Origin of the sequence: Variovorax sp. Varisp41 (assembly GCF_047325085.1) — a bacterium.
In the GTDB taxonomy this organism is placed as follows: Bacteria; Pseudomonadota; Gammaproteobacteria; order Burkholderiales; family Burkholderiaceae_C; genus Variovorax.
The window spans coordinates 2758467-2780612 of the sequence record NZ_CP168540.1; the positions used below are offsets into that span (position 1 = coordinate 2758467).

Consider the following 22146-nt stretch of genomic DNA (forward strand, 5'->3'; position numbering starts at 1 on the left):
GCGACCACACTGCGAAGCCCTTTGCAACAAGCATCGACCGCCGCGCCGGCCGATGCCCACCGGACTTCCTCCTCATGATGAACGCACCCAGCGGCGCCCCCTGCATCGACGCGCTGCCGCCCGATTCCGCGAAGACCTCGCGCTCGACCTGGCTCGCGGTCGGCTCGCTCTCGGTCGGCTCCTTCGCCATGGTCTCGACCGAGTTCATGCCGATCGGCCTGCTCACCGACATCGCCAGCACCCTCAACGTCTCCAACGGCACGGCGGGCCTGATGATCACCATGCCCGGCATCCTCGCGGCCTTCGCGGGGCCGGGCCTGATCGTGGCCTCGGGCCGGCTCGACCGCCGCACCCTGCTGATCGGCCTCACCGTGGCGCTGATCGCCTCGAACCTGCTCGCGGCCTTCGCGCCCAACTTCGCCACCATGCTGATCGCGCGGCTGATCCTCGGCCTGTGCGTGGGCGGCTTCTGGACCTTCGCGCCGCCGGCCGCCACGCAACTGGTGCCGCCGGCCCAGCAGGCGCGCGCGATGTCGCTGGTGCTGGCCGGCGTGTCGGCCGCCACCGTGCTCGGCGTGCCGGCCGGTGCCTTCCTCGGCACCACCTTCGGCTGGCGCGCCTCCTTCGCCGCCACCGGCGCGCTGGCCGGGGCCGTGCTGCTGGTGCAGCTGTGGCTGCTGCCGCCGCTGCCCTCGGCACGGGCCATCGGCGCGCGCGACCTGCTGATCCCGCTGACGCGGCGCATGGCGCAGGTCGGGCTGCTCGCGGTGCTGTTCTTCATCGCCGGCCACTTCGCCGCCTACACCTACCTCAAGCCGCTGCTGCAGCAGGTCTTCGGCCTCGACCCCAACGGCGTGACCACGCTGCTGCTGGTCTACGGCGCCGTGGGCTTCTTCGGCACCTTCCTGGGCGGCAGCATGGTGGCGCGCAGCGTGCGCGGCACCACCCTGCTGGCCGCGCTGCTGCTGGCCACGGCGCTGATCCTGTCGACGCTGCTGGGCACCGGCCTGGTGGCCGGCGCGGTGGTGGTCGTGATCTGGGGCGTGGCCTTCGGCCTGATCCCGGTGGCGCTCACGGGCTGGATGCTCGAGGCCGTGCCCGACGCACCCGAGGCCGGCCAGGCGCTGCTGGTCAGCGGCTTCCAGGTGGCGATCGCCTCGGGCGCGCTGCTCGGCGGTCGCGTGGTCGACGGCTGGGGCATCTCGAGCACCATGGTGATGAGCGGCGGACTGGTGCTGGTCGCGGCGCTGATCGTGGTCACGCTGGGCCGTGCGCGCGGCGCCGCCGTGGCGGCCTGAGCGGCAGCCTTCCCTTCAACGGCCGGGACGCCCGCGTGGCGTGCCCGGCCGTTTGCCTTCGGCCCCCGCCCGCGCGATCGCATCGAGCACCACGCGAAGGCCTTTGCCCACCGGCTTGTCGCGCCGCAGCACGATCGCCAAGCTGCGCGACAGCGGCGGCACCAGCCGGCTGATCTTGAGTTCGGGATGGGCGCCGCGCCCGCGCATCGCCATGCCGGGCACGATGGCGTAGCCCAACCCCGCGGCCACCATCTCCTTCATCGCCTCGACGCTGCCGAGTTCCATCACCGGCTGCGGCTGCAGCCCTTCGGCCGCGAACCAGCGGTCGACCAGCCGGCGCGTGTTGGCCGCGGGCTCGAACAACACCAGCGGCAGCGGCGCCAGGTCGGCCGGTCCCACGCGCGCCTTCAGCGGCGCGAGGTCGGCGCGGCCGATGGCCACGAACTCGTCGTCGAGCACCGGCATCACCTCGAGCGAACGCCCCGTGGCCGGCAAGGTGACGAGCGCGAGGTCGATGCTGTTCTCCTCCACCTTGCGCACGCAGTCGTCGGTGTTGCCGGTGCTCACCACCACGCTGAGCGCGGGGTACTGCTCGCGCAGCGCGCGCAGCAGCGGCGGCAGCAGGTGCAGGCAGGCCGTGGCGCCGGTGCCCAGCCGCACGCGGCCCGCGACCGCGCTCGCATGGTCGCCCAAGGCCTCGATCGCGTTCTCGACCGCCGCATCGATGTGCTGCGCATGCCGCAGCAGCTCGCTGCCGGCCGCCGTGGCCCGCGCGCGCCGGCCCACGCGCTCCACCAGCCGCACCGCGAGGCGGCGCTCGAGCTGGCGCACCTGCAGGCTCACCGCGGGCTGGGTCAGGCCCAGGCGTTCGGCCGCGGCCGAGAAGCTGCCGGTCTCCACCACCAGGCCGAAGGCGCGCAGCTGGTCGAGGTTGAGCGAGCGCTGCAGCGGCTTGTCCAAAGTTTTTCTCATGGCTTGCATAGGTGATCTAAGCTTCATTTATCGATCGCCGCGCGTCAAGATCGCGCCATGCCTTCTTCCGACCCTTCTTCCGCTTCCGCCGCTCCCGCCGCGTTCGAGATCGCCGACGCCGAGCCCCAGCACCTGGACCAGATCCAGGCCATCTACAGCCACTACGTGCTGCACGACCTCTGTTCCTTCGAGGAACAGGTGCCGACCGTGGCGCAGATGCTGTCGCGCCGCCTCGAGGTGCTGCGCCTGGGCCTGCCCTACCTGGTCGCGCTGCGCGAGGGCCGCGTGGTCGGCTATGCCTATGCCGGCGCCTACCGCGCGCGCTCCGCCTACCGCCACACGGTCGAGGATTCGATCTACGTCGCGCAGGGCGAACACGGCCGCGGCATCGGCAAGGCGCTGCTCGCGGCGCTGATCGAACGCTGCGCCGCGCGGGGCCTGCGCCAGATGGTCGCGGTGGTCGGCCACAGCGGCAACGCGGGCTCGACGCGGCTGCACGAGAGCCTGGGCTTCGAACAGGTCGGCGTGCTGCGCGACGTGGGCTTCAAGTTCGGCCGCTGGGTCGACACCGTGCTGATGCAGCGCGCGCTGGCCTGATGGCGGCACAGCCATCCCTGCCCGCGCCGGGCTGGCTCGCGATGCTCTGCGCGAGCCGGCTGCTGCAGGCCATGATCGTCACGGCCTATGCCGGCGTGCTGCCCTTCACCATGGTCGACTGGCGGATGAGCGCCGCGCAGGCCGGCTCGATCCAGAGCGCCTGGCACGTGGGCTACATGAGTTCGCTGTTCGCCGTAGGCCTGCTCGCGGACCGCTTCGGCGCGCACCGCGTGTTCCTGCTCGGCAGCGCGGTCAGCGCGATCGCGGCGCTGGGCTTCGCGCTGTTCGCGAGCGGCCATCGCTCGGCGCTGTTGCTGTACGGGCTCGCGGGGCTGTGCGCCGGTGCCTCGTACACGCCGGGGCTGCAGCTGCTCGCGCGCAATGCCGAACCCGCCGTGCGCGGCCGCGCGATGGGGCTGTTCCTCGGCGCCTCGTCGCTCGGCTATGCGCTCTCGCTCGCGGTGGTGGCCGCGCTCGCGAGCCTCGCGCACTGGCGCCATGGCCTGATCGCGGCGGCGCTGTGCACCGCGGTGGGCGCGCTGCTCACCGTGCCCGCGCTGCGCCGCATGCAACTGCCTACGGCACCGCCACAGGCCGCGCGCGAAAGCACGCTGCGCGCGCTGGCCGAGACGGTGCGCGACAAGCCCGCGATGGCCGGCAACTGGGCCTATGCCTTCCATTGCTGGGAGCTGATGGCGCTGTGGGCCTGGCTGCCCGCCTACCTCGTGGCCGCGTCGGGCGATGTGCCCGCGGCCTGGAAGGGCGCGGGCATCGCGCTCGCGGCGCTGGCGCACCTGGTCAGCGTGTTCGGCAGCATCGCGGGCGGTGCCGCCTCCGACCGCTGGGGCCGCGCGCGCGTGATGATGGTCGCCACCCTCGCGAGCCTGTGCATGTCCTTCGCCTTCGGCTGGATGTGGAGCTGGCCGCTGTGGCTGCTGGCGGCGGCGGCCGCGCTCTACAACCTGTTCGCGATCGCCGACTCCTCGGTCTACTCGACCGCGCTGGCCGACGTGGTGGCGCCGCATCGCCTGGGCGTGGCCTATTCGGTGCGTTCGGTGATGGGCTTCGGCGCGGGCGCGGTCAGCCCCTGGGTGTTCGGCCTCGCGCTCGACTGGGGGCAGGCGCGCTTCGGCGTGGGCAGCACCCACGGCTGGGTGGCGGCATGGACCACGGTCGGACTGGGCGCGCTGCTCGGGCCGCTGATGATCGCGCGCTTCGCGCGGCTGGCCAGGCCACCGCGCTGAGCGTCCTCAGCCGCCCTCGCCCTGCGCCCACTCGGGGCTGTAGCCGCCCAGCGTCGGGTGGTACATCTCGTCGCCCGCATGCTGGGTGAACTCGACGTTGAGCCGGTCCTCGCGCAGCCCGAGGATCTCCGCGCAGTCGCGGCACAGCGCCTTCGCGACCGCGAGCCGCAGCTCGGCCGAACGGCCGCGCCGGATGTCGCACATCAGCACCGAGACCTCGACCGGCTGGCCATCGACCATGCGCCACACGCCGCCCTCGCCCGCCTCGCGCACCGCCACGCTGATGCGCCGGATGTCGACGCTCATCATCGCGGCATAGGTTTCGCACAGGCGCTGCGCGAGCCGCCGCTTGTCGGTGGCCGCATGGCGGCCGTTCACGTCGAGTTGCAGATAGGGCATGTCAGGCGACTCCTTCGAGGGTGGAAGCGAGGCGGAACAGCACGGCTTCCCTGCCGGCCGCGGCCACCAGTTGCAGCGCGATCGGCAGGCCGTCGATGCGCCCCACGGGCACGCTGATCGCGGGCAGCCCGACCAGGTTCCACGGGCTCGTGAGCGACAGCAGCGCGGCGCGCACCTCGACGGCCGCGCCATCGATGCGGGGCGTTCGCTCGCCGATGGCGGGCGCCAGCATCGGCACGGTCGGCAGCGCCAGCACCTCGTGCCGCCGCAGCAGCTCGGCCACGGCGCGCGCCACGGCCTCGCGCTGCGCGAGCGCGCGCACATAGCGCCAGGCCGGGATCGCCTCGCCGCGGCGCAGGCGCTGCAGCACCTCGGCATCGATGGCCTCGGCGCCGCGCGCCACATCGTCCGCATGCACGGCGAAGGCCTCGCTGGCCTGCAGCGTGGAGAAGAGCTCGAACAGTTCGTGCGCCTGCGGCAGCCGCACGGGCAGGTCCACCTCGTCGACCGGCAGGCCGGCGGCACCGAGGCGTTCGCGCACGGCGCGCGCGATGCGTGGATCGGTGCGCGCGAGCAGCGAAGGAACGATCCAGCCGATGCGCGCCGCCGGCGCAACCTCCGTATCGAAGGATGCCAGGCAGCCATAGGCCAGCGCCACGTCCCCGGCGTCGCGCGCGAACAGCCCCACGTGGTCGAGCGACGCGGCCAGCGGCCGCACGCCCTCGCACGAGATCGCGCCATGGGCCGGCTTGAAGCCCGCCACGCCGCACAGCGCCGCGGGCACGCGCACCGACCCCGCGGTGTCGGTGCCCAGCGCCAGCGGCACCATGCCCGCGGCCACCGCGACCGCGCTGCCGCCGCTGCTGCCGCCCGACATGCGCGCGCTCGCATGCGGATTGCGCGCCGCGCCCTGCACCGAGCGGTCGCCGGTGGCGCCGTAGGCGAACTCGTGCAGCGTGGTCTTGCCCACCGGCACCGCGCCGGCCGCGCGCAACTGCCGCACGCAGGCCGCGTCGTCATGCGCCACGTGCTCGAGGTACAGCGCCGAGCCCTGCGTGGTGGGCTGGCCCGCGATGTCGATCAGGTCCTTGATCGCCACCGGCATGCCGTGCAGCGGACCGCGGTCGATGCCTTGCCGCAGCTCGTCGTCGGCACGCAGGGCGGCGGCGCGCGCGCCCTGCGCATCCACGCGCACGAAGGCATTGAGCCGCGGGTTCCGAGACTCGATCGCGGCCAGCGAGGCCTCGACCAGCTGCGCCGAGGTGCGCCGGCCCGCGCGCAGGTCGTTCGCGAGCGCGGCGATCGTCTGCCGCGCGAAGAAGCCGAAGGTCTCGCTCATCGCGGCAGCGCCCGCGCACCGACGTAGCCGAGCAGCGGGTCGTAGAGGTCGGTGCGGCGGTCGCGGTGCAGGTCGTTGAGCGGCGTCCAGATCGGCGCCGAGCGCGCCGCGCCGATGTCGACGTCGGCATGGAGGATGGTGTCCTCGTCGGGGCCCGCGATGCGGCCGATCGGCCAGCCGTTGGTGCCCGCAATCAGCGAGTTGCCCATGAAGCCCGCGCCGCGCTCGGTGCCGATGCGGTCGGCCGTCGCGATGAAGATGCCGTTGGCATGGGCCGCCGTCATCGTGAGGTAGGCCGCCATGCAGGTGCCGCTGGCGTCGTACAGCGGCGGCGGCGTCCAGACCCAGTTGGTGGGCGCGCAGACGATGTCGGCGCCCAGCTGCGCGAGGATGCGCGGCACCTCGGGAAACCAGATGTCCCAGCACACCAGCAGGCCGATGCGGCCGATCCGGGTCTCGAACACCGGATAGCCCTCGTCGCCGGGCGTGAACCACAGCTTCTCGTTGTTCCACAGATGGGTCTTGCGGTAGCGGCCGATGTAGCCCTCGGGCCCGACCAGCACCGCGGTGTCGAACAGCTGCAGCCCGTCCTGCTCGACCAGGCAGCCGACGATGTGGATGCCGTGCTTCGCCGCATACGACACCCACCCCTGCACCGTGGCACCGCCGGGCACGGGCTCGGCATGGGCATAGGCCTCGGCGCGGCCGCTGAAGCAGTAGCCGGTGGTCGCGAGCTCGGGCAGCACCACGAGCTGCGCGCCGTTGGCGACCGCGGCATCGAGCCGCTGGTAGATCGCCGCGCTGTTGCGCGCGAGGTTCTCCACGCCGACCTGCGGGTCGAACTGCACCACGGCCACGCGCACGGGGCTGGCGCGCAGGCCGGGAACGGCATCGGCGCCGCGGGCGATGCCGGCGGCGGGGGACGGTTGCGTATCGGATGAAGCGGTCATGGATGGCTTTCTGCGCAATGGCAAAGGGATGGATCGAATCGGCTATCTGGTTTTTATTTGAAACCTTATTGATCGTAGGCAGATCGGTTTTTGTTTGCAACCTGATGGGCCGGCCAGCCCCGCCACGCCGCAAGGTCTTGCGGCAGCGCGCATGCGGCCAGCGCCGAAATGGTTTAATCCTGCAACCACATCCACCCGCAACGCATCGCCATGGCCCGCCGCAAAAGCCTCAAGGAAGACGCCTGTCCCATGGCGCGCACGCTCGACATCCTCGGCGACCGCTGGTCGCTGCTGATCGTGCGCGACGCCTTCGACGGCATGAAGCGCTTCGGCGAGTTCCAGCAGAGCCTGGGCGTGGCGAAGAACATCCTCGCGGACCGGCTCAAGAACCTGGTGAACGAAGGCGTGCTGAGCCAGGCGCCGGCCTCCGACGGTTCGCTCTACCAGGAGTACCTGCTGACGCCCAGGGGCGAGGGGCTTTTCCCGGTCGTGGTGGGGCTGCGCCACTGGGGCGAGCAGCACCTCTATGCCAAGGGCGAGCCGCACTCGGTGCTGGTCGAGCGCGAGAGCGGCAAGCCGGTGAAGCGCATCGATCTGCGCACGCACGACGGGAAGCCGCTGGCGCCGGCGGCGACCTTCGTCAAAAAGCTGCAACCGAAGGCCGCGCGCGGCACCGCCTAGGCGGCATCCGTGTCAGCGGCCGGGGTTGTCGTCCTGCATCAACCAATGCGTTCCTTCGGTCCATCCCATGAAAGGCTGGACGCGCGGGTCCTCCGTGGTGGTGGCGGCCACCAATCCGGAGAGGATCGGCTCGAAGCGGCGCTTGAAGGCCTTCGCCTGCCCGCCCAGGCACGCCCGTGACCAGCCCAGGAACTCGATGACTTCGTCGTCGCGGCACTGCGAGAGGAAGAAGACCATCTGGCGCCAGGCATAGGCCGAGCCCTTGATCCGGATCAGGCTCGCATGCCGGTCCGCCGCGGGCAGTTGGAGCTGCGCGCAGATCCATTCGAAGCATCGGCGTGCCATCGCGGGCAGTTGCGCGGCAAGGCTTTCGCGCAGGCCCGACCCGGCAAGCAGGGGCGCCAGGTTGTGGGTGGTCAGCACCTGCACCTGCTCGATCACCATGCCGTTGCGCACCACGTTCCGCGCCGGCCACTCGATGCCCGCGCGCGACGCGCCCAGGCGGGCCAGGACATCGATCGCGTCCTTCGCCCCTCGCTTGGATGCGGCGTCCTGCGGCGCGCGCAGCGCCCGCAACACCGGGCCGTCGATGCCGTAGTAGCGGGCATAGAGGCTGCCCTCCACGACATCCGCGGCCAGCCTGGCGGCCTCGAGGAACTTCGGCGAGAACCGACCCATGAAGATGTCGGCCGCGATCTCCTCGACGAATGGCAGTGGCAGCCCGGCCATCTCGGCCAGGGCCCCCAGCTCCTGCAGCAGCTTGTTCGGCAGGATCGCCTGCGGGAACGACGTCAGGGCCAGGCGCGCGATCTCGGTCAGCGCCTGCCGCGCCGCCTCGCGCGAGGCCGAACCCGGCGCGCGGAAACGCGCGGTCGCGGCCACCCAGGGCAGTTCCGCCAGCTGCACCTGTCGTTCCAGACTCAGCAGCAGCAGCGAGCGCCGACGGCGAAACGCCTGGTCGATGGCGGCCTGGAGCCGCCGCAGCGCCGGGTCGGCGATATCGGCGGCGCGCAGCGCGGCGGTCCATCGAGGCAGCACGCGGGCCAGCGCCTCGCCCGAGGGAATCGCGCCGCGCTCGACGAGCTCGCCGGCGGTTCCCTCGAGGGCGCGCGCAAGCTTGCGGCGAACCGAGTGCGGAATGGTCGTTCCTTCGCGGATGCCGCTCGCCGCGGCCTCCGATGCATCGACAGGGGCCAGAAAGGGCTCGATGTCGTCGAGCCCCGCTTCGGGCGGCACAGCCTCGAGCCGGTGCGCAACCTGGCGGCCGATCTGCTCGAAGGGAGGCGCGCCCGCTTCGTCGCGCTGGCGTTGCCTGAACGTCAGGCGTTCGGCAGCGCCGGGCAGGCCGTGTGTCGCGCGGTAGCGCGCGAGAACCAGTCGCAGCCGCCCCACCTCCCTACCGCTCAAGGCCGCGGGCTTCTCGACGCAGCGCCGCAACCCTTCGCGAAGCGTGAAGAAACTGTCACCTTCGCGCTCCGGCCGCCCGCATCGCGCGTGCAGCGCGCGTGCCTGCCGGTACTGGTCGAGCAGCATCGCGGCGCGCTCGTGCCAGCCTTCGGGATAGTGGGCACAGGGCCAGCCTCCGGACACGACGAAACTGTTCGCCTCGCCGCGCTGCCAGGCGCCATCGGCGGTGCGCAGCGCGATGGGGGCATCGCCCCGCACGGTCTCGAACAGCAGCGCCGCCATGCGGTCATGCAGCGGAGCCCAGACCTCGACGGCTTCCTTCTGCGCCAGGATCGCCGCGTTCGGCTTCACCGCGCGCAAGCGCTGCATCACGGTGGCGACATCGTCGACCCACAGGAGCGTGCCCTGCGTGCGCGCCTCGGCCAGCTCGACCGGGTAGAAGCGCAGCCGCGAGAACCAGGGCGCGATCGCCTCCACCAGTTCCCAGGCCTGCTCCACATGGCCAGCGCGCAGCAGCCATGCCACCGCGAGCAGGGCTCCCTCCTCGGGCACCGCGACCTCGAAGCGTCCCGCATCGAGCAGCAGCCCGAGCCGCTCGAGGCCCGCGTCCGTGAGAAAGAAGCTGTTCAGTGCCCCTCGTGCATCGGCCTCGGGCACGCCCGGCGCGAGTTCGTCGCGCAACGTGCGTTCATGCGCCTGGAACGCCCCGCCCGCCAGCAGCGCGCCGGTCGCGAACCCGCCGGTCGCCACCTCGGGCGTGACCCAGGCGGGCATGTCCTTGAGCGGCGTGCGCGAGCCCGTGGCGATCGCGCCGCCGCGCTGCCCCTCGATCACGGCAGTCCACTGCCGCACGCGCTTCGCGGCGTTGCGGCGCACCGTCTCGTCGGCATGCTCGGTCGCGGCCAGCGCGCGGGCCAGCTGGAAAGCCGAGTAACCGCCGGCCGCCAGGGACGGATCGTCTTCCATGGTCATGCGAAATGAGTGGGGTCCGGGGGCTGGGGTTGAACCAGCGCCTTCTCGGTTACAAGCCGAGCGTTCTGCCACTGAACTACCCCGGAACAGAAACGATGAAGATCAGGTGTCCGGCTCTTGTATCACAGGGCCTCGACGGCCTTGCCCGCGGCCTACTCGCCCAGCAATTCGCCGATCGGCTGCAGGTCCTCGACCCGGTCGCAGATGGCCTTGATCACCATGGTGATCGGGATGCCCAGCAGCAGCCCCCAGACGCCCCAGAGCCAGCCCCAGAAGATCACGCCGACGAACACCGCGACCGGGTTCATGCGGCTGGTGCGGCTGGTGAGCCAGGGCATCAGCAGGTTGCCGACCAGGGTGTGGATCAGCAGCGAGGTGCCGGCCACCAGGATGCCCATCTCGAGGGTATTGAACTGCAGGAAGGCCACCAGGCCCGCGGCCGAGAGCACGATCACCGAGCCGATGTAGGGAATGAGGTTGGTGACGCCGGCCACGATGCCCCACACGGCCGCGTTCTGCAGCCCGATGGCCCAGAAGGCCAGGCCGGTGGCCACGCCCACGAGCACGCTGGTGAAGATCTGCACCAGCAGGTAGCGCTCGATGTTGCGCGTGATGTCGTCGAGCACGTGCACGGTGATCTTCTTCTTCTCGAGGCTGGAGCCCGAGATCTTGATCAGCTTGCGCCGGAAGGTGGAGCCCGAACAGAGCGCGAAGTAGGTGAGGAAGGCCACCAGCGTGAGCTGCCCGGCCGCGCCGAGCAGGCCGACCGTGCCGGTCCAGAGGTAGTCGCGCACGTTGAACGGCGGCCGCTCGATCACCACGCGCGCGACGCCGCGGCGTGCCAGCGCGCGCGAGTTCTCCTCGGCCGCGCGCTCGAGCTGCGAGGCCGCCTGCTGCACGCTGTCGAGCGTGCCGCCGGTGCTCTTGTCGGTGCGCGTGGCCTGGCGCAGCTTCTGCGCCGCGGCCGGCAGCGAATCGAGCAGCGCCGAGGCGCTGCCCGAGAGCGAATAGCCGGTCCAGCCGATGGCGCCGCTGAGCCCGAGCAGGATGACGGCCGCGCCGATCCAGCGCGGCAGCCACCAGCGCTCGAGCCGGTCGACCAGCGGCGACAGCGCATAGCTCAGCAGCAGGCTCAGCATCAGCGGGATGAACACCGACTGCGCCCACTGCAGCGCGAACACGCTGGCCAGCACCGCGAGCACCACCAGCGAGAAGCTGCGCACGTCGACCGGCACGCGCAGCACCGGCAGGTCGCGCTCGGCATCGGCCTCGGATTTCGGCGCGGGCGGCGGCTCGGGGCGCAGCGCGGGCGCGGGCGAAACCGCGGCCACCACGGGCTCCTCGGGCTGCGGCGCAAGGTCGGGCGCGGGCACCTCCTCCGGCGCGGCCGGCGGCCGCGGGGCGTCGTCGTCCTCGCGCGCCTTGTCGTTCATCGTGCGTCCTTGATGACTTCGCGCACCGCCGCCAGCTGCCGGCGCGACACCGCGACCAGCTCGGGCACGGTCGACAGGCGCAGCGCCCAGCCCTCGGCGTCCTCGCCGTCGTCGTAGCGCTCGAGCGCGCGGATCGCGCTGCGCGCCACCAGCGCGTTGCGGTGCACGCGCAGGAAACGCTGGGGATAGCGCTCCTCGAAATCGTTGAGCGAGCCGTCGAGGATGTGGCTGCGCGCGGCCGTGCGCACCGTGAGGTACTTGTACTCGGACTTCAGGTAGACGATCTCCGCCAGCGGCACGCGCTCGGCGCGGCCGCGGTCCTGGATCAGCACGCTCTCCTGCGCCACCTTGTCGCTGGCGCGCTCCTTGAGGTAGCGCTCGGCCTTCTGCAGCGCCTGCTGCAGCCGCTCGGCGCGCACGGGCTTGGTGAGGTAGTCGACCGCGTCGAGCTCGAAGGCGGTGACGGCATGCGCCGCATGGGCGGTCACGAACACCACGGCCGGCGCGTCGGCGCGCTCGCGCAGCGCACGCGCCACCTCGATGCCGTCGATGCCGGGCATGTGCACGTCGAGCAGCACCACGTCGAGCTTCATCGACGCCAGCTGCGCCTGCGCCTCGGCGCCCTGCGCGGCCTCGGCCACCACCTCGGCCGCGGGCGCGCTGCAGTCGCGCAGCAGCGTGCGCAGCCGCGAGCGGGCCAGCGCTTCATCGTCGACGATCAATGTCCTCAGGCTCATTCATGTCCCCCCACGCAATGGCATGCGTTCATGATTCGGCGGGTATCGCGATGCGCACCCGGTAGCTCTTCTGGTCCATGCCGGCGCTGAACTGCATGCGCATGTCGTGCAGCAGCCGCAGCCGGTCCCTCACGTTCGCCAGCGCGATGCCGTGGCCGCGCGGCAGCGGTTCGTCGGCCCAGCGCAGCGGCGGCAGGCTGTTGACCACCTCGATCACCACCATCGAGCCGCGCCGCTCGGTGCGGATGCGCAGCCTGGCACCGTCCGGGCTCGGCTCCACGCCGTGCTTGATCGCATTCTCGACCAGGGGCTGCAGCAAGAGCGGCGGCAGCCGCGCGTCGCTGGCCGCGGCATCGAGGTCCCAGCGGATGCGCAGCCGCTCGCCGAAGCGCACCTGCTCGATCGCGAGGTAGCGCTCGGCCAGCGCGACCTCGTCGGCCAGGGTGCCCGATTCGCCGGGATCGGCCAGCGCCTGGCGGAACAGTTCGCTCAGGTCCTCCAGCATGGTCTCGGCCTTGGCGGGCTCCTCGCGCACCAGCGCAATGGCGCTGTTGAGCGTGTTGAACAGGAAGTGCGGCCGGATCCGCGACTGCAGCTCCTCGAGCCGCGCGGTGGTGGCGGCCGGTGTCTGGCCGCGCGCGCGCAGCACCATCGCCGCCATCACCATGCCCGCGAAGAAGGCGCCGGCCAGCGCGCTCGCGAACCAGGGCGCGCTGCCCAGCACGCCCGTGAGCCGCAGCAGCCCACAGCCGTAGAGCGCCGAGATGGCGCCCAGCACCGCGCCCACCGCGTACTGCCATGCAACCGGCAGCCGCCGCAGCGGCTTCTTGAGCCCGCAGGCCGCGACCAGCCACAGCAGGGTGGCCGGCAGCGCGCCGCCCGTGACGGTGGCGGCCTGCACCAGCCACTCGCCGGGCGAGCCCGAGACGAACATCGCGGCCACGCCCACCACCGCCTCGACGAAGACCACGGTGCGCAGCACCACGCCGATCTGGCAGGCGTCGAACAGCACGGCCTGCGCGCGCGCGGACGGGCGCGTGCGGTCGGAGGACGCGGCGGATGGGGTGGCCGATAAAATCGCCGGCTTGCGCATTCGCAGATACATTGGGTAACCAGCCCATTATTGCCTCCCGAACGGCTCCCATGACCCAAAACCAACTCGACAAGAAATCCGAAGCCTGGTCCGCCCTGTTCTCGGAACCCATGAGCGACCTCGTGAAGCGCTACACCGCCAGCGTCTTCTTCGACAAGCGCCTGTGGCAGGCCGACATCGAAGGCTCGCTCGCCCATGCCGGCATGCTGGCCGCGCAGGGGATCATCACCATGCAGGACCACGCCGAGATCGAGCGTGGGATGGCGCAGATCCGCGCCGAGATCGAATCCGGCGCCTTCGAGTGGAAGCTCGACCTGGAAGACGTGCACCTGAACATCGAGGCCCGCCTGACCCAGCTCGTGGGCGACGCCGGCAAGCGGCTGCACACCGGGCGCAGCCGCAACGACCAGGTCGCGACCGACGTGCGCCTGTGGCTGCGCGGCGAGATCGACCTGATCGCCGAGCTGCTGGTCACCCTGCAGAAGTCGCTGGTCGACATCGCCGAGAAGAACGTCGAGGTGATCCTGCCGGGCTTCACCCACCTGCAGGTGGCGCAGCCCGTGAGCTTCGGCCACCACATGCTGGCCTACGTCGAGATGTTCAGCCGCGACGCCGAGCGCCTGGCCGACGTGCGCCGCCGCGTCAACCGCCTGCCGCTGGGCGCCGCCGCGCTGGCCGGCACCAGCTACCCGCTCGACCGCGAGCTGGTCGCCAGGACGCTGAACATGGAAGGCGTGTGCCAGAACAGCCTGGACGCCGTGAGCGACCGCGACTTCGCGATCGAGTTCAGCGCCGCCGCCAGCCTGTGCATGGTGCACATCAGCCGCATGAGCGAGGAGCTGATCCTCTGGATGAGCCAGAACTTCGCCTTCATCCAGATCGCCGACCGCTTCACCACGGGCTCGTCGATCATGCCGCAGAAGAAGAACCCCGACGTGCCCGAGCTGGCGCGCGGCAAGACCGGCCGCGTGGTCGGCCACCTGATGGCGCTGATCACGCTGATGAAGGGCCAGCCGCTGGCCTACAACAAGGACAACCAGGAAGACAAGGAGCCGCTGTTCGACACCGTCGACACGCTCAAGGACACGCTGCGCATCTTCGCCGAGATGATCGGCGGCATCACGGTCAAACCCGAGGCGATGGAACTGGCCGCGCTGCGCGGCTACGCCACCGCCACCGACCTGGCCGACTACCTGGTGAAGAAGGGCCTGCCGTTTCGCGACGCGCACGAGATCGTGGCCCACGCGGTCAAGGCCGCGACCTCGCACAAGGTCGACCTGGCCGAGCTGCCGCTGGCGGTGCTGCAGCAGTTCAACCCGAAGATCGAGAAGGACGTGTACGACGTGCTGAGCCTGCGCGGCTCGCTCAACGCACGCAACATCCTCGGCGGCACGGCGCCCGCGCAGGTCAAGGCGCAGATCGCGCGCCACCGCGCCCGCCTCGGCTGACCGCACCGGCCCTCGGCACCGCGGGGCCCCGCCATGTTCTACGCCATCCCGCTCGAGAACCGCCCGAGCTGGCGCAACCCGCCGTGGATGACGGTGCTGCTGATCCTCGTGAACATGCTGGTGTTCTGGGGCCCGCAGCGCAGCGAGGAGAACGCGCAGGAGCGCGCCGCGCGCTACTACGCGAAGAGTTCGCTGCCGGCGCTCGAGCTGCCGGCCTTCGTCGACTGGCTCGAGCGCACCCGGTCGCCGCGCGCCGAGGCCGCGCGGCAGCTGCTCGAGCGCAAGCGCACCGGCGAGCTGCTCGAGGGCCTGCAGCACGAGCGCGTCTTCCTGCGCCAGCTGCGCGCCGACGAGGTGATCACGCCCGCGCATCCGCGCTTCGACGAATGGAAGCGCGACCGCCGGGAGTTCGATGCCCAGTGGCCCGCGCCCTTCACCGAGCGCTGGGCGCAGGACTACGCGAAGGACGCCGAGTTCAAGCCCTGGACCTGGATCACGGCCGCCTTCCTGCACGGCAGCACCGGCCACCTGCTGGGCAACATGCTGTTCCTGTTCCTGTTCGGCTTCTCGGTCGAACTGGCGCTCGGACGCACCACCTTCCTGAGCTTCTACCTGCTGGGCGCCGTCGGCGCCTCGGCGCTGGCCGACTGGGCCTATGCGGGCAAGGGCAGCTACGGCCTCGGCGCCTCGGGCGCGGTGTCGGCGCTGATGGGCATGTATGCCGTGATGTACCGGCTGCGGCGCATCCGTTTCTTCTACCAGCTGTTCTTCTACTTCAACTACGTCACGGCGCCGGCCCTGCTGCTGCTGCCGGCCTGGATCGCCAACGAGCTGCTGCAGCACCTGGTGGGCGGCCAGGGCATCGCCTACATGGCGCACCTGGGCGGGCTGCTCAGCGGTGCGGCACTGATGACGCTCGCGCTGGCGCTCGGGCGCGTGAAGGCGCCCGAGGCGCTGGCGACCGAGCGCGGCCGTGATGGGGACGGCGACGGCGAGTTCCAGCGCCGCGTCGCCAACGCACGGCGGCTCGGCGCGGCGATGAAGTTCGAGTCGGCCAGCGTCGAATGGCGCGCCGCCGCGGCGCTGCGCCCGAACGACGCCGACACCTTGCGCGCCTGGTTCAACACCGCGCGGCTGCAGCCGGCCGGCGACGACTTCCATGCCGCGGCGCGGCGCATCTTCCGCCTGAACGCCACCGACCCCGACACGCTCGCGCTGCAGCATGCGAGCTTCACCACCTACCTCGACCAGGCGAAACCCGGCGTGCGCCTCAAGCTCGACGACACGGCGCGGCTCGCGCGCCGCTTCGTGCGCATCCGCCAGTTCGAGGACGCGCGCCGGCTCTGCACCATCCTGCTGAAGACCGCGCCCGACCATCCCGAGCTGGCCGACACGCTGTCGGTGTGCGCCAACGGCCTGCTGCACGCGGGCGAGCGCGACAAGGCCGTGGGCCTGCTGCCGCACCTGCTGCGGCTCGCGCCCGACGACATGGTCACGCGCGCGCTTCAACGCGCATGAAGCGCGCCTGAAGGCGCCCCAAGTACATCTAACTTTGCATTCCGGCAAAGCGTCTGTCACAGGACTTTGTCAATCTTTGGCACTGGACTTGCAGGGCCTCTCTGTAAAGCTCGCTTCCGGCCTCCCGCCGCATTGAACTCGGGAGCGCCCGTTCGCTCCATTTGGGGCCTTCGTCACTTCCCCCTGCCCATGCCCGATCACCTACGCCGTCCCTTCCTGCTGCCCATCGCAGCCCTCGCACTGGCCGCCGCCATCACGCTCGCCGGCTGCTCGCGCAACGAGGCCGCCGCACCAAAGCCGGTGGCGGCCGCGGCGCCCGAACGGGAAGTCGGCACCGTCACGCTCAAGCACGAGACGCTGGCGCTGAGCACCGAGCTGCCGGGTCGCACCGCGGCCCCGGTCATCGCCGAGATCCGGCCGCAGGTCGGCGGCATCCTCAAGGAGCGGCTGTTCACCGAAGGCTCGCAGGTCAAGGCCGGCCAGGTGCTCTACCAGCTCGACCCGGCCTCGCTGCAGGCGGCCCATGCCAGCGCGCAGGCCAGCGTGCGCAAGGCCGAGTCGGCGCTCGCCACCGCGCGCACCGTGGCGCGCCGCAATGCCGAGCTGGTGAAGATCGACGCCATCAGCCGCCAGGTGTTCGACGAATCGCAGGCCGCCGAGCAGCAGGCCGAGGCCGACCTCGGCGTGGCACGCGCGGCCGAGCAGACCGCGCGCATCCAGCTCGGCTACACCCGCATCACCTCGCCGATCAGCGGCTGGGCCGAGCTCTCGAGCGTCACGCCGGGCGCGCTGGTCACGGCCAACCAGGCCACCGCGATGACCACGGTGCAGCAGCTCGACCCGATCCACGTGCACGTCACCCAGTCGAGCAGCGAGCTGCTGCGCCTGAAGCGCGAGCTCGCCAGCGGCCGGCTGCAGCGCGCCAGCGATGCCGAGGCGCGCATCCAGCTGGTGCTCGAGGACGGCAGCAAGTACCCGCACCCCGGTCGCCTGACCTTCAGCGGCGTCACCGTCGATGCCGGCACCGGCAGCGTGACCCTGCGCGCGGTGGTGCCCAACCCCGACCGGCTGTTGATGCCCGGCATGTACGTGCGCGCCGTGCTGCAGGAGGGCGTGAACGCCGCCGCGCTGCTGGTGCCGCAGCAGGCCGTGACGCGCGCGCCCGACGGCAGCGCCTCGGCGCTGGTGATCGATGCCGAGAACAAGGTCGCGAAGCGCCCGATCCAGGTCGGCCGCGCGATCGGCACGCGCTGGCAGGTGCTCGAGGGCCTCGCCCCCGGCGACCGCGTGATGACCGAGGGCTCGCAGCGCGTGAAGGTCGGCGACAAGGTCAAGGTGGTCGACCTCGGCGCCCGCGCCGCGGCCGGCCCGGTGGCCGCCGTCGCGCCCGACGCGGCCGACGCCGCCACCGATCCCGTGGCGCGCTGAGGTCGGGCCATGGCGCAGTTCTTCATCGACCGACCCATCTTCGCGTGGGTGCTCTCCATCGTCGTCATGCTCGCGGGCCTGATGGCGATCCGCACGCTGCCGCTCGAGCAGTACCCCGACATCGCGCCGCCGCGCGTGTCGATCAACGCCACCTACACCGGCGCCTCGGCCAAGACGGTCGAGGACTCGGTCACGCAGGTGATCGAGCAGCAGCTCAAGGGGCTGGACAACCTGCTGTACATGCAGTCGACCAGCAACTCCTCGGGCGTGGCCCGGCTGTCGCTGACCTTCAACCCCGGCACCAGCATCGACGTGGCGCAGATGCAGGTGCAGAACAAGCTGCAGCAGGCCATGTCGCGGCTGCCGCAGCAGGTGCAGAGCCGCGGCGTCACCGTCACCAAGGGCGGCAACGACTTCCTGATGATCGTCTCGATGTTCTCGGGCGACGGCAGCGCCTCGGCCGTGGACGTGGGCGACTACATCAGCAGCAACCTGGTCGACGTCATCAGCCGCATCGACGGCGTGGGCGAGGTCCAGACCCTGGGCACCGGCTACGCCATGCGGCTGTGGCTCGACCCCGACAAGCTGCGCAAGTACGCGCTGATGCCCTCGGACGTGAACGCCGCCATCACCGCGCAGAACGCGCAGGTGTCGGCCGGCCAGCTCGGCGCGCTGCCGGCGGCGGCGCAGCAGCAGCTCAACGCCACCATCACCGCGCGCAGCAAGCTGCAGACCGCGGAGCAGTTCGAGAACGTGGTGCTGCGCGTGACGCCCGACGGCGCCGTGGTGCGGCTGAAGGACGTGGCGCGCGTCGAGCTCGGCGCCGAGAACCTCACGGTGCGCTCGCAGCTCGACGGCCGGCCCGGCGCCGGCCTCGGCGTGGTGCTGGCCGACGGCGCCAACGCGGTGCAGGTGGCCGAGGCCGTGAAGGCCAAGGTCGAGGAGCTCAAGCCGCTGTTCCCGAACCAGCTGCAGACCTTCGTGAGCTACGACACCACGCCCTTCGTCAGCGCCTCGATCGACGAGGTGGTGAAGGCGCTGCTCGAGGCCATGCTGCTGGTGGTGCTGGTGATGTATGTGTTCCTGCAGAACTTCCGCGCCACGCTGATCCCCGCGATCGCCGTGCCGGTGGTGCTGCTGGGCACCTTCGGCGTGCTGTCGATGGCCGGCTACTCGATCAACACGCTCACCATGTTCGGCATGGTGCTGGCGATCGGCCTGCTGGTGGACGACGCCATCGTGGTGGTCGAGAACGTCGAGCGCGTGATGCACGAGGAAGGGCTCTCGCCGAAGGAGGCCACGCGCAAGTCGATGGCCGAGATCACGCCCGCGCTGGTGGGCATCGCGCTGGTGCTGTCGGCGGTGTTCGTGCCGATGGCCTTCTTCGGCGGCTCCACCGGCGTGATCTACCGCCAGTTCTCGATCACCATCGTCTCGGCGATGGCGCTGTCGGTGTTCGTGGCGCTCACGCTCACGCCCGCGCTGTGCGCCACGCTGCTCAAGCCGGTCGCCAAGGGCGGGCACGCGGCGCCGCGCGCCGGCCTGCTGGGCCGGGTCGACCGCTTCTTCGCGGCCTTCAATCGCGGCTTCGACCGCAACGCCGCGCGCTATGAGGGCGTGGTCGGCGGCATCGTGCGGCGCGGCAAGCGCAGCCTGGTGGTCTACCTGCTGATCGCGGGGGTGATGGCGCTGCTCTTCATGCGGCTGCCGACCTCCTTCCTGCCCGACGAGGACCAGGCCTTCCTGCAGGTGCAGGTGACGCTGCCGCCGGGCGCCTCGAACGCGCGGCTGCAGCCCGTGACGCAGCAGGTGCAGCAGTACTTCGCCAAGCAGCCCGAGGTGCTGAGCGTCAACGTCATCACCGGCCAGAACGGCGACCAGAGCTCGGCGCGCGCCTTCGTCAAGCTCAAGGACTGGGCCGAGCGCACCGGCAAGGGCCAGTCGGCGGCCGAACTCGCGCGCCGCGCCAACAAGGACCTGTCGACCGTGCGCGATGCGCGCATCTTCGTGCTGCTGCCGCCGGCCGTGCGCGGCCTGGGCGCCAATGCCGGCTTCAACTTCCACCTGAAGGACATCAACGGCCTGGGCCACGACGCGCTGGTGAAGGCGCGCGACCAGGCCATCGAGCTGCTGGGCCAGCGGCCCGAGGTGGCGAACGTGCGCAGCAACAACCTCGACGACACGCCCGAGTTCGCGGTCGACATCGACGACGCGCGTGCCGGCGCGCTGAGCCTGGCGACCGCCGACATTGACAGCACGCTGTCGAGCGCCATGGGCGGCACCTACATCAACGACTTCCTCGACAAGGGCCGCGTGAAGCGCGTCTACATGCAGGGCGACACCGACTTCCGCATGCTGCCCTCGGACATCGACCGCTGGAGCGTGCGCAACAGCCTGGGCCAGATGGTCTCGTTCCCGGCCTTCTCGAGCTCGCGCTGGAGCTACGGCTCGCCGCAGCTGCAGCGCTACAACGGCAGCCCGAGCTACGAGTTCGTGGGCGATGCCGCGCCGGGCGTGAGCTCGGGCGACGCGATGGCCGCGGTCGAGGAGGTGATGAAGCAGATGCCGCCGGGCATCGGCTACGAATGGACCGGCGCCTCGTTCCAGGAGCGGCTGTCGGGCGCGCAGGCGCCGCTGCTCTACGCGATCTCGATCCTGTTCGTGTTCCTGTGCCTTGCCGCGCTCTACGAGAGCTGGTCGGTGCCGTTCTCGGTGATCCTGGTGGTGCCGCTGGGCATCGTGGGCGCGCTGCTGTTCACCAGCCTGCGCGGCCTGAGCAACGACGTGTACTTCCAGGTCGGCCTGCTGACCACCGTGGGGCTGTCGTCGAAGAACGCGATCCTGATCGTGGAGTTCGCCAAGCAGCTGCAGGAACAGGGCAGGAGCGTGCTCGATGCCACGCTGCAGGCGGTGCGCCTGCGGCTGCGCCCGATCCTGATGACCTCGCTGGCCTTCGGCTTCGGCGTGCTGCCGCTGGCCATCGGCACCGGCGCTGGCGCGGGCGGCCGCCAGTCGATCGGCACCGCGGTGCTCGGCGGCATGGTGGTGGGCACCGCGCTCGGCATCTTCTTCGTGCCGCTGTTCTTCGCGCTGATCCGCGGCTGGCTCGCGGGGCGGCGCAAGCCCGCGCCGAAGGACGAGCCCCTCGCACCCGCGCAGACCGCCGGGCAAGGAGGCCACTGATGCGCCACGCCCTCCCCTTGCGTTCGCTGACGCTCGTCGCCGCCGCCGTGCTCGCGGGCTGCGTCAACCTCGCGCCCGACTACCAGGCGCCCGCGCTGCCGGTGCCGCAGACCCTGCCCTCGGCCAACGTCGAAGCCACCACGCCGCTCGACGCGGGCTGGCGCGACTTCTTCGTCGAGCCGAAGCTGCGCGCCGTCATCGAACTCGCGCTCGCCAACAACCGCGACCTGCGCGTGGCCGCGCTCAACATCGAGCGCGCGCGCGCCCAGTACGGCATCGCGCGCGCCGGGCTCTTTCCCACCATCGACGCCGGCGCCGGCGGCAGCCGCTCGCGCACGCCGGGCAGCCTCTCGACCGGCGGCGAGCCGCGCTACGCCACGCAGTACAGCGCCGACCTCGGCCTCACGAGCTACGAGATCGACCTGTTCGGCCGCGTGCGCAACCTGAGCGAGTCGGCGCTGCAGAGCTTCTTCCAGACCGAGGCCACGCAGCGCGGCACGCAGATCAGCCTGGTGGCCTCGGTCGCCACCGCCTGGCTGCAGCTCGCGGCCGACGAGCAGCGGCTGCAGCTCGCGCGCCACACGCTCGAGAGCCAGCGCCGTTCCTTCGACCTGATCCAGCGCGGCCATGGGCTGGGCGCGCAGTCGGGCCTCGCGCTCGCGCAGGCCCAGAGCACGGTCGACGCGGCGCGCGCCGACGCGGCCGCCTTCGACAGCCAGGTCGAGCAGGACCGCAATGCGCTCGCGCTGCTGGTCGGCGCCACGCCGCCGGCCGAGCTGCTGCCCACGCCGGCCGCGACCGACCCGAGCACGGCCACGGCCGCCCCCGCCGAGCCCGCGCCCGCCGCGCGGCTGCTGGTGCCGCCGGCCGGCCTGCCCTCGAGCGTGCTGCAGCAGCGGCCCGACGTGCTCGCGGCCGAGCATGCGCTGCGCGCGAGCAACGCCGACATCGGTGCCGCGCGCGCCGCCTTCTTCCCGCGCATCGCGCTCACCGCCTCGGCGGGCACGGCCAGCAGCACGCTGTCGGGCCTGTTCGCCAGCGGCAGCAGCGCCTGGAGCTTCGCGCCCTCGATCAGCGTGCCGATCTTCGACGGCGGCGCCAACCGCGCCAACCTGCGCGTGGCCGAGGCGCAGCAGAAGATCCAGCTCGCGAGCTACGAGAAGACGGTGCAGACCGCGTTCCGCGAAGTGGCCGATGCGCTGGCCGAGCGCCGCACGCTGGCCGAGCGGCTGGACGCGCAGCGCTCGCTGCTCGACGCCACCTCGCGCAGCTTCTCGCTGTCGCAGTCGCTGTTCCGCAGCGGCGCCAGCAGCTACCTCGACGTGCTCGATGCGCAGCGCGCCTACTACGCCGCGCAGCAGACGCTGATCGGCCTGCAGCTCACCGAGCAGACCAACCGGCTCACGATCTACAAGGTGCTGGGCGGGGGCTGGAAGGAGAGCTGAGG

17 protein-coding genes and 1 tRNA gene are annotated in these 22146 nt (G+C 71.4%); 9 read left to right on the forward strand and 9 right to left on the reverse strand.

What is annotated here, in order from left to right:
* The first annotated feature begins 74 nt into the window (after positions 1–74).
* The gene (locus tag ACEN9J_RS12920; RefSeq protein WP_082321871.1) at positions 75–1298 is read left to right on the forward strand and encodes an MFS transporter; all 1224 of its coding nucleotides are present in this window, start codon (positions 75–77) and stop codon (positions 1296–1298) included.
* Between the two features lie 15 nt (positions 1299–1313).
* Here ACEN9J_RS12920 and ACEN9J_RS12925 read toward each other — a convergent pair whose 3' ends face one another.
* Positions 1314–2279 (reverse strand): LysR family transcriptional regulator, encoded by a 966-nt coding sequence (locus ACEN9J_RS12925; protein WP_413764257.1) that lies wholly within the window; start codon positions 2277–2279, stop codon positions 1314–1316.
* Positions 2280–2327: 48 nt separating this feature from the next.
* Between ACEN9J_RS12925 and ACEN9J_RS12930 the strand changes: the two genes are divergently transcribed.
* The gene (locus tag ACEN9J_RS12930; protein ID WP_413764258.1) at positions 2328–2867 is read left to right on the forward strand and encodes an N-acetyltransferase family protein; all 540 of its coding nucleotides are present in this window, start codon (positions 2328–2330) and stop codon (positions 2865–2867) included.
* On the forward strand, positions 2867–4111 hold the full coding sequence (locus tag ACEN9J_RS12935) for an MFS transporter (protein WP_413764259.1): 1245 nt from the start codon (positions 2867–2869) through the stop codon (positions 4109–4111). The genes ACEN9J_RS12930 and ACEN9J_RS12935 overlap by 1 nt, the downstream gene beginning before the upstream one ends.
* Before the next feature lie 6 nt (positions 4112–4117).
* Here ACEN9J_RS12935 and ACEN9J_RS12940 read toward each other — a convergent pair whose 3' ends face one another.
* From ACEN9J_RS12940 to ACEN9J_RS12950, 3 genes are read right to left on the reverse strand one after another with little or no spacing between them, the layout of a single operon-like run.
* The gene (locus ACEN9J_RS12940; protein ID WP_057592320.1) at positions 4118–4510 is read right to left on the reverse strand and encodes a hypothetical protein; all 393 of its coding nucleotides are present in this window, start codon (positions 4508–4510) and stop codon (positions 4118–4120) included.
* 1 nt (position 4511) lies between these two features.
* Positions 4512–5849, reverse strand: a complete 1338-nt coding sequence (locus tag ACEN9J_RS12945) for an amidase (RefSeq protein WP_413764260.1) — start codon at positions 5847–5849, stop codon at positions 4512–4514.
* The gene (locus ACEN9J_RS12950) at positions 5846–6799 is read right to left on the reverse strand and encodes a nitrilase family protein (RefSeq protein ID WP_261208762.1); all 954 of its coding nucleotides are present in this window, start codon (positions 6797–6799) and stop codon (positions 5846–5848) included. The genes ACEN9J_RS12945 and ACEN9J_RS12950 overlap by 4 nt, the downstream gene beginning before the upstream one ends.
* Before the next feature lie 210 nt (positions 6800–7009).
* On the opposite strand from ACEN9J_RS12950, the gene ACEN9J_RS12955 reads away from it, so the two are divergent.
* Entirely contained in the window at positions 7010–7480 is a 471-nt protein-coding gene (locus tag ACEN9J_RS12955; protein ID WP_057592322.1) for a winged helix-turn-helix transcriptional regulator, read from the forward strand.
* A gap of 12 nt (positions 7481–7492) precedes the next feature.
* Here the strand turns inward: ACEN9J_RS12955 and ACEN9J_RS12960 are convergent, their stop codons facing one another.
* From ACEN9J_RS12960 to ACEN9J_RS12980, 5 genes are all read right to left on the reverse strand, one after another.
* The gene (locus ACEN9J_RS12960) at positions 7493–9859 is read right to left on the reverse strand and encodes a hypothetical protein (protein WP_413764261.1); all 2367 of its coding nucleotides are present in this window, start codon (positions 9857–9859) and stop codon (positions 7493–7495) included.
* Between the two features lie 14 nt (positions 9860–9873).
* Positions 9874–9945: transfer RNA gene (locus ACEN9J_RS12965), tRNA-Thr, on the reverse strand.
* Between the two features lie 66 nt (positions 9946–10011).
* Entirely contained in the window at positions 10012–11292 is a 1281-nt protein-coding gene (locus ACEN9J_RS12970; RefSeq protein WP_413764262.1) for an AI-2E family transporter, read from the reverse strand.
* Positions 11289–12029 carry a LytR/AlgR family response regulator transcription factor gene (locus ACEN9J_RS12975; RefSeq protein WP_057592325.1) on the reverse strand — a complete coding sequence of 247 codons (741 nt, stop codon included), beginning with the start codon at positions 12027–12029 and terminating at the stop codon, positions 11289–11291. Before ACEN9J_RS12975 ends, ACEN9J_RS12970 begins: the two co-directional genes overlap by 4 nt.
* A gap of 28 nt (positions 12030–12057) precedes the next feature.
* On the reverse strand, positions 12058–13122 hold the full coding sequence (locus tag ACEN9J_RS12980; protein WP_413764263.1) for a sensor histidine kinase: 1065 nt from the start codon (positions 13120–13122) through the stop codon (positions 12058–12060).
* 50 nt (positions 13123–13172) lie between these two features.
* On the opposite strand from ACEN9J_RS12980, the gene argH reads away from it, so the two are divergent.
* The 5 genes from argH (at position 13173) to ACEN9J_RS13005 (ending at position 22144) form a co-directional block, all read left to right on the forward strand.
* Entirely contained in the window at positions 13173–14570 is a 1398-nt protein-coding gene (argH, locus tag ACEN9J_RS12985) for an argininosuccinate lyase (protein ID WP_093348594.1), read from the forward strand.
* A 33-nt stretch (positions 14571–14603) separates the two neighbouring features.
* Positions 14604–16088 (forward strand): rhomboid family intramembrane serine protease, encoded by a 1485-nt coding sequence (locus ACEN9J_RS12990; RefSeq protein WP_413764264.1) that lies wholly within the window; start codon positions 14604–14606, stop codon positions 16086–16088.
* Between the two features lie 189 nt (positions 16089–16277).
* Positions 16278–17516 carry an efflux RND transporter periplasmic adaptor subunit gene (locus ACEN9J_RS12995; RefSeq protein ID WP_413764265.1) on the forward strand — a complete coding sequence of 413 codons (1239 nt, stop codon included), beginning with the start codon at positions 16278–16280 and terminating at the stop codon, positions 17514–17516.
* 9 nt (positions 17517–17525) lie between these two features.
* Positions 17526–20699, forward strand: coding sequence for an efflux RND transporter permease subunit (locus tag ACEN9J_RS13000; RefSeq protein WP_261208770.1), 3174 nt, complete (start codon positions 17526–17528; stop codon positions 20697–20699).
* Positions 20699–22144 (forward strand): efflux transporter outer membrane subunit, encoded by a 1446-nt coding sequence (locus ACEN9J_RS13005; RefSeq protein WP_413764266.1) that lies wholly within the window; start codon positions 20699–20701, stop codon positions 22142–22144. Before ACEN9J_RS13000 ends, ACEN9J_RS13005 begins: the two co-directional genes overlap by 1 nt.
* Positions 22145–22146: the final 2 nt, after the last annotated feature.

Bases quoted from the DNA above. Each gene is read 5' to 3' on its own strand.
- ACEN9J_RS12970 (WP_413764262.1), bottom strand. From the start codon at position 11,292: ATGAACGACAAGGCGCGCGAGGACGACGACGCCCCGCGGCCGCCGGCC.
- ACEN9J_RS12930 (WP_413764258.1), top strand. From the start codon at position 2,328: ATGCCTTCTTCCGACCCTTCTTCCGCTTCCGCCGCTCCCGCCGCGTTC.
- ACEN9J_RS13000 (WP_261208770.1), top strand. From the start codon at position 17,526: ATGGCGCAGTTCTTCATCGACCGACCCATCTTCGCGTGGGTGCTCTCC.
- ACEN9J_RS12955 (WP_057592322.1), top strand. From the start codon at position 7,010: ATGGCCCGCCGCAAAAGCCTCAAGGAAGACGCCTGTCCCATGGCGCGC.
- ACEN9J_RS12975 (WP_057592325.1), bottom strand. From the start codon at position 12,029: ATGAGCCTGAGGACATTGATCGTCGACGATGAAGCGCTGGCCCGCTCG.
- ACEN9J_RS12980 (WP_413764263.1), bottom strand. From the start codon at position 13,122: ATGCGCAAGCCGGCGATTTTATCGGCCACCCCATCCGCCGCGTCCTCC.
- ACEN9J_RS12935 (WP_413764259.1), top strand. From the start codon at position 2,867: ATGGCGGCACAGCCATCCCTGCCCGCGCCGGGCTGGCTCGCGATGCTC.
- argH (WP_093348594.1), top strand. From the start codon at position 13,173: ATGACCCAAAACCAACTCGACAAGAAATCCGAAGCCTGGTCCGCCCTG.
- ACEN9J_RS12995 (WP_413764265.1), top strand. From the start codon at position 16,278: ATGCCCGATCACCTACGCCGTCCCTTCCTGCTGCCCATCGCAGCCCTC.
- ACEN9J_RS12960 (WP_413764261.1), bottom strand. From the start codon at position 9,859: ATGACCATGGAAGACGATCCGTCCCTGGCGGCCGGCGGTTACTCGGCT.
- ACEN9J_RS12940 (WP_057592320.1), bottom strand. From the start codon at position 4,510: ATGCCCTATCTGCAACTCGACGTGAACGGCCGCCATGCGGCCACCGAC.
- ACEN9J_RS12950 (WP_261208762.1), bottom strand. From the start codon at position 6,799: ATGACCGCTTCATCCGATACGCAACCGTCCCCCGCCGCCGGCATCGCC.
- ACEN9J_RS12990 (WP_413764264.1), top strand. From the start codon at position 14,604: ATGTTCTACGCCATCCCGCTCGAGAACCGCCCGAGCTGGCGCAACCCG.
- ACEN9J_RS12945 (WP_413764260.1), bottom strand. From the start codon at position 5,849: ATGAGCGAGACCTTCGGCTTCTTCGCGCGGCAGACGATCGCCGCGCTC.
- ACEN9J_RS12925 (WP_413764257.1), bottom strand. From the start codon at position 2,279: ATGCAAGCCATGAGAAAAACTTTGGACAAGCCGCTGCAGCGCTCGCTC.
- ACEN9J_RS12920 (WP_082321871.1), top strand. From the start codon at position 75: ATGATGAACGCACCCAGCGGCGCCCCCTGCATCGACGCGCTGCCGCCC.
- ACEN9J_RS13005 (WP_413764266.1), top strand. From the start codon at position 20,699: ATGCGCCACGCCCTCCCCTTGCGTTCGCTGACGCTCGTCGCCGCCGCC.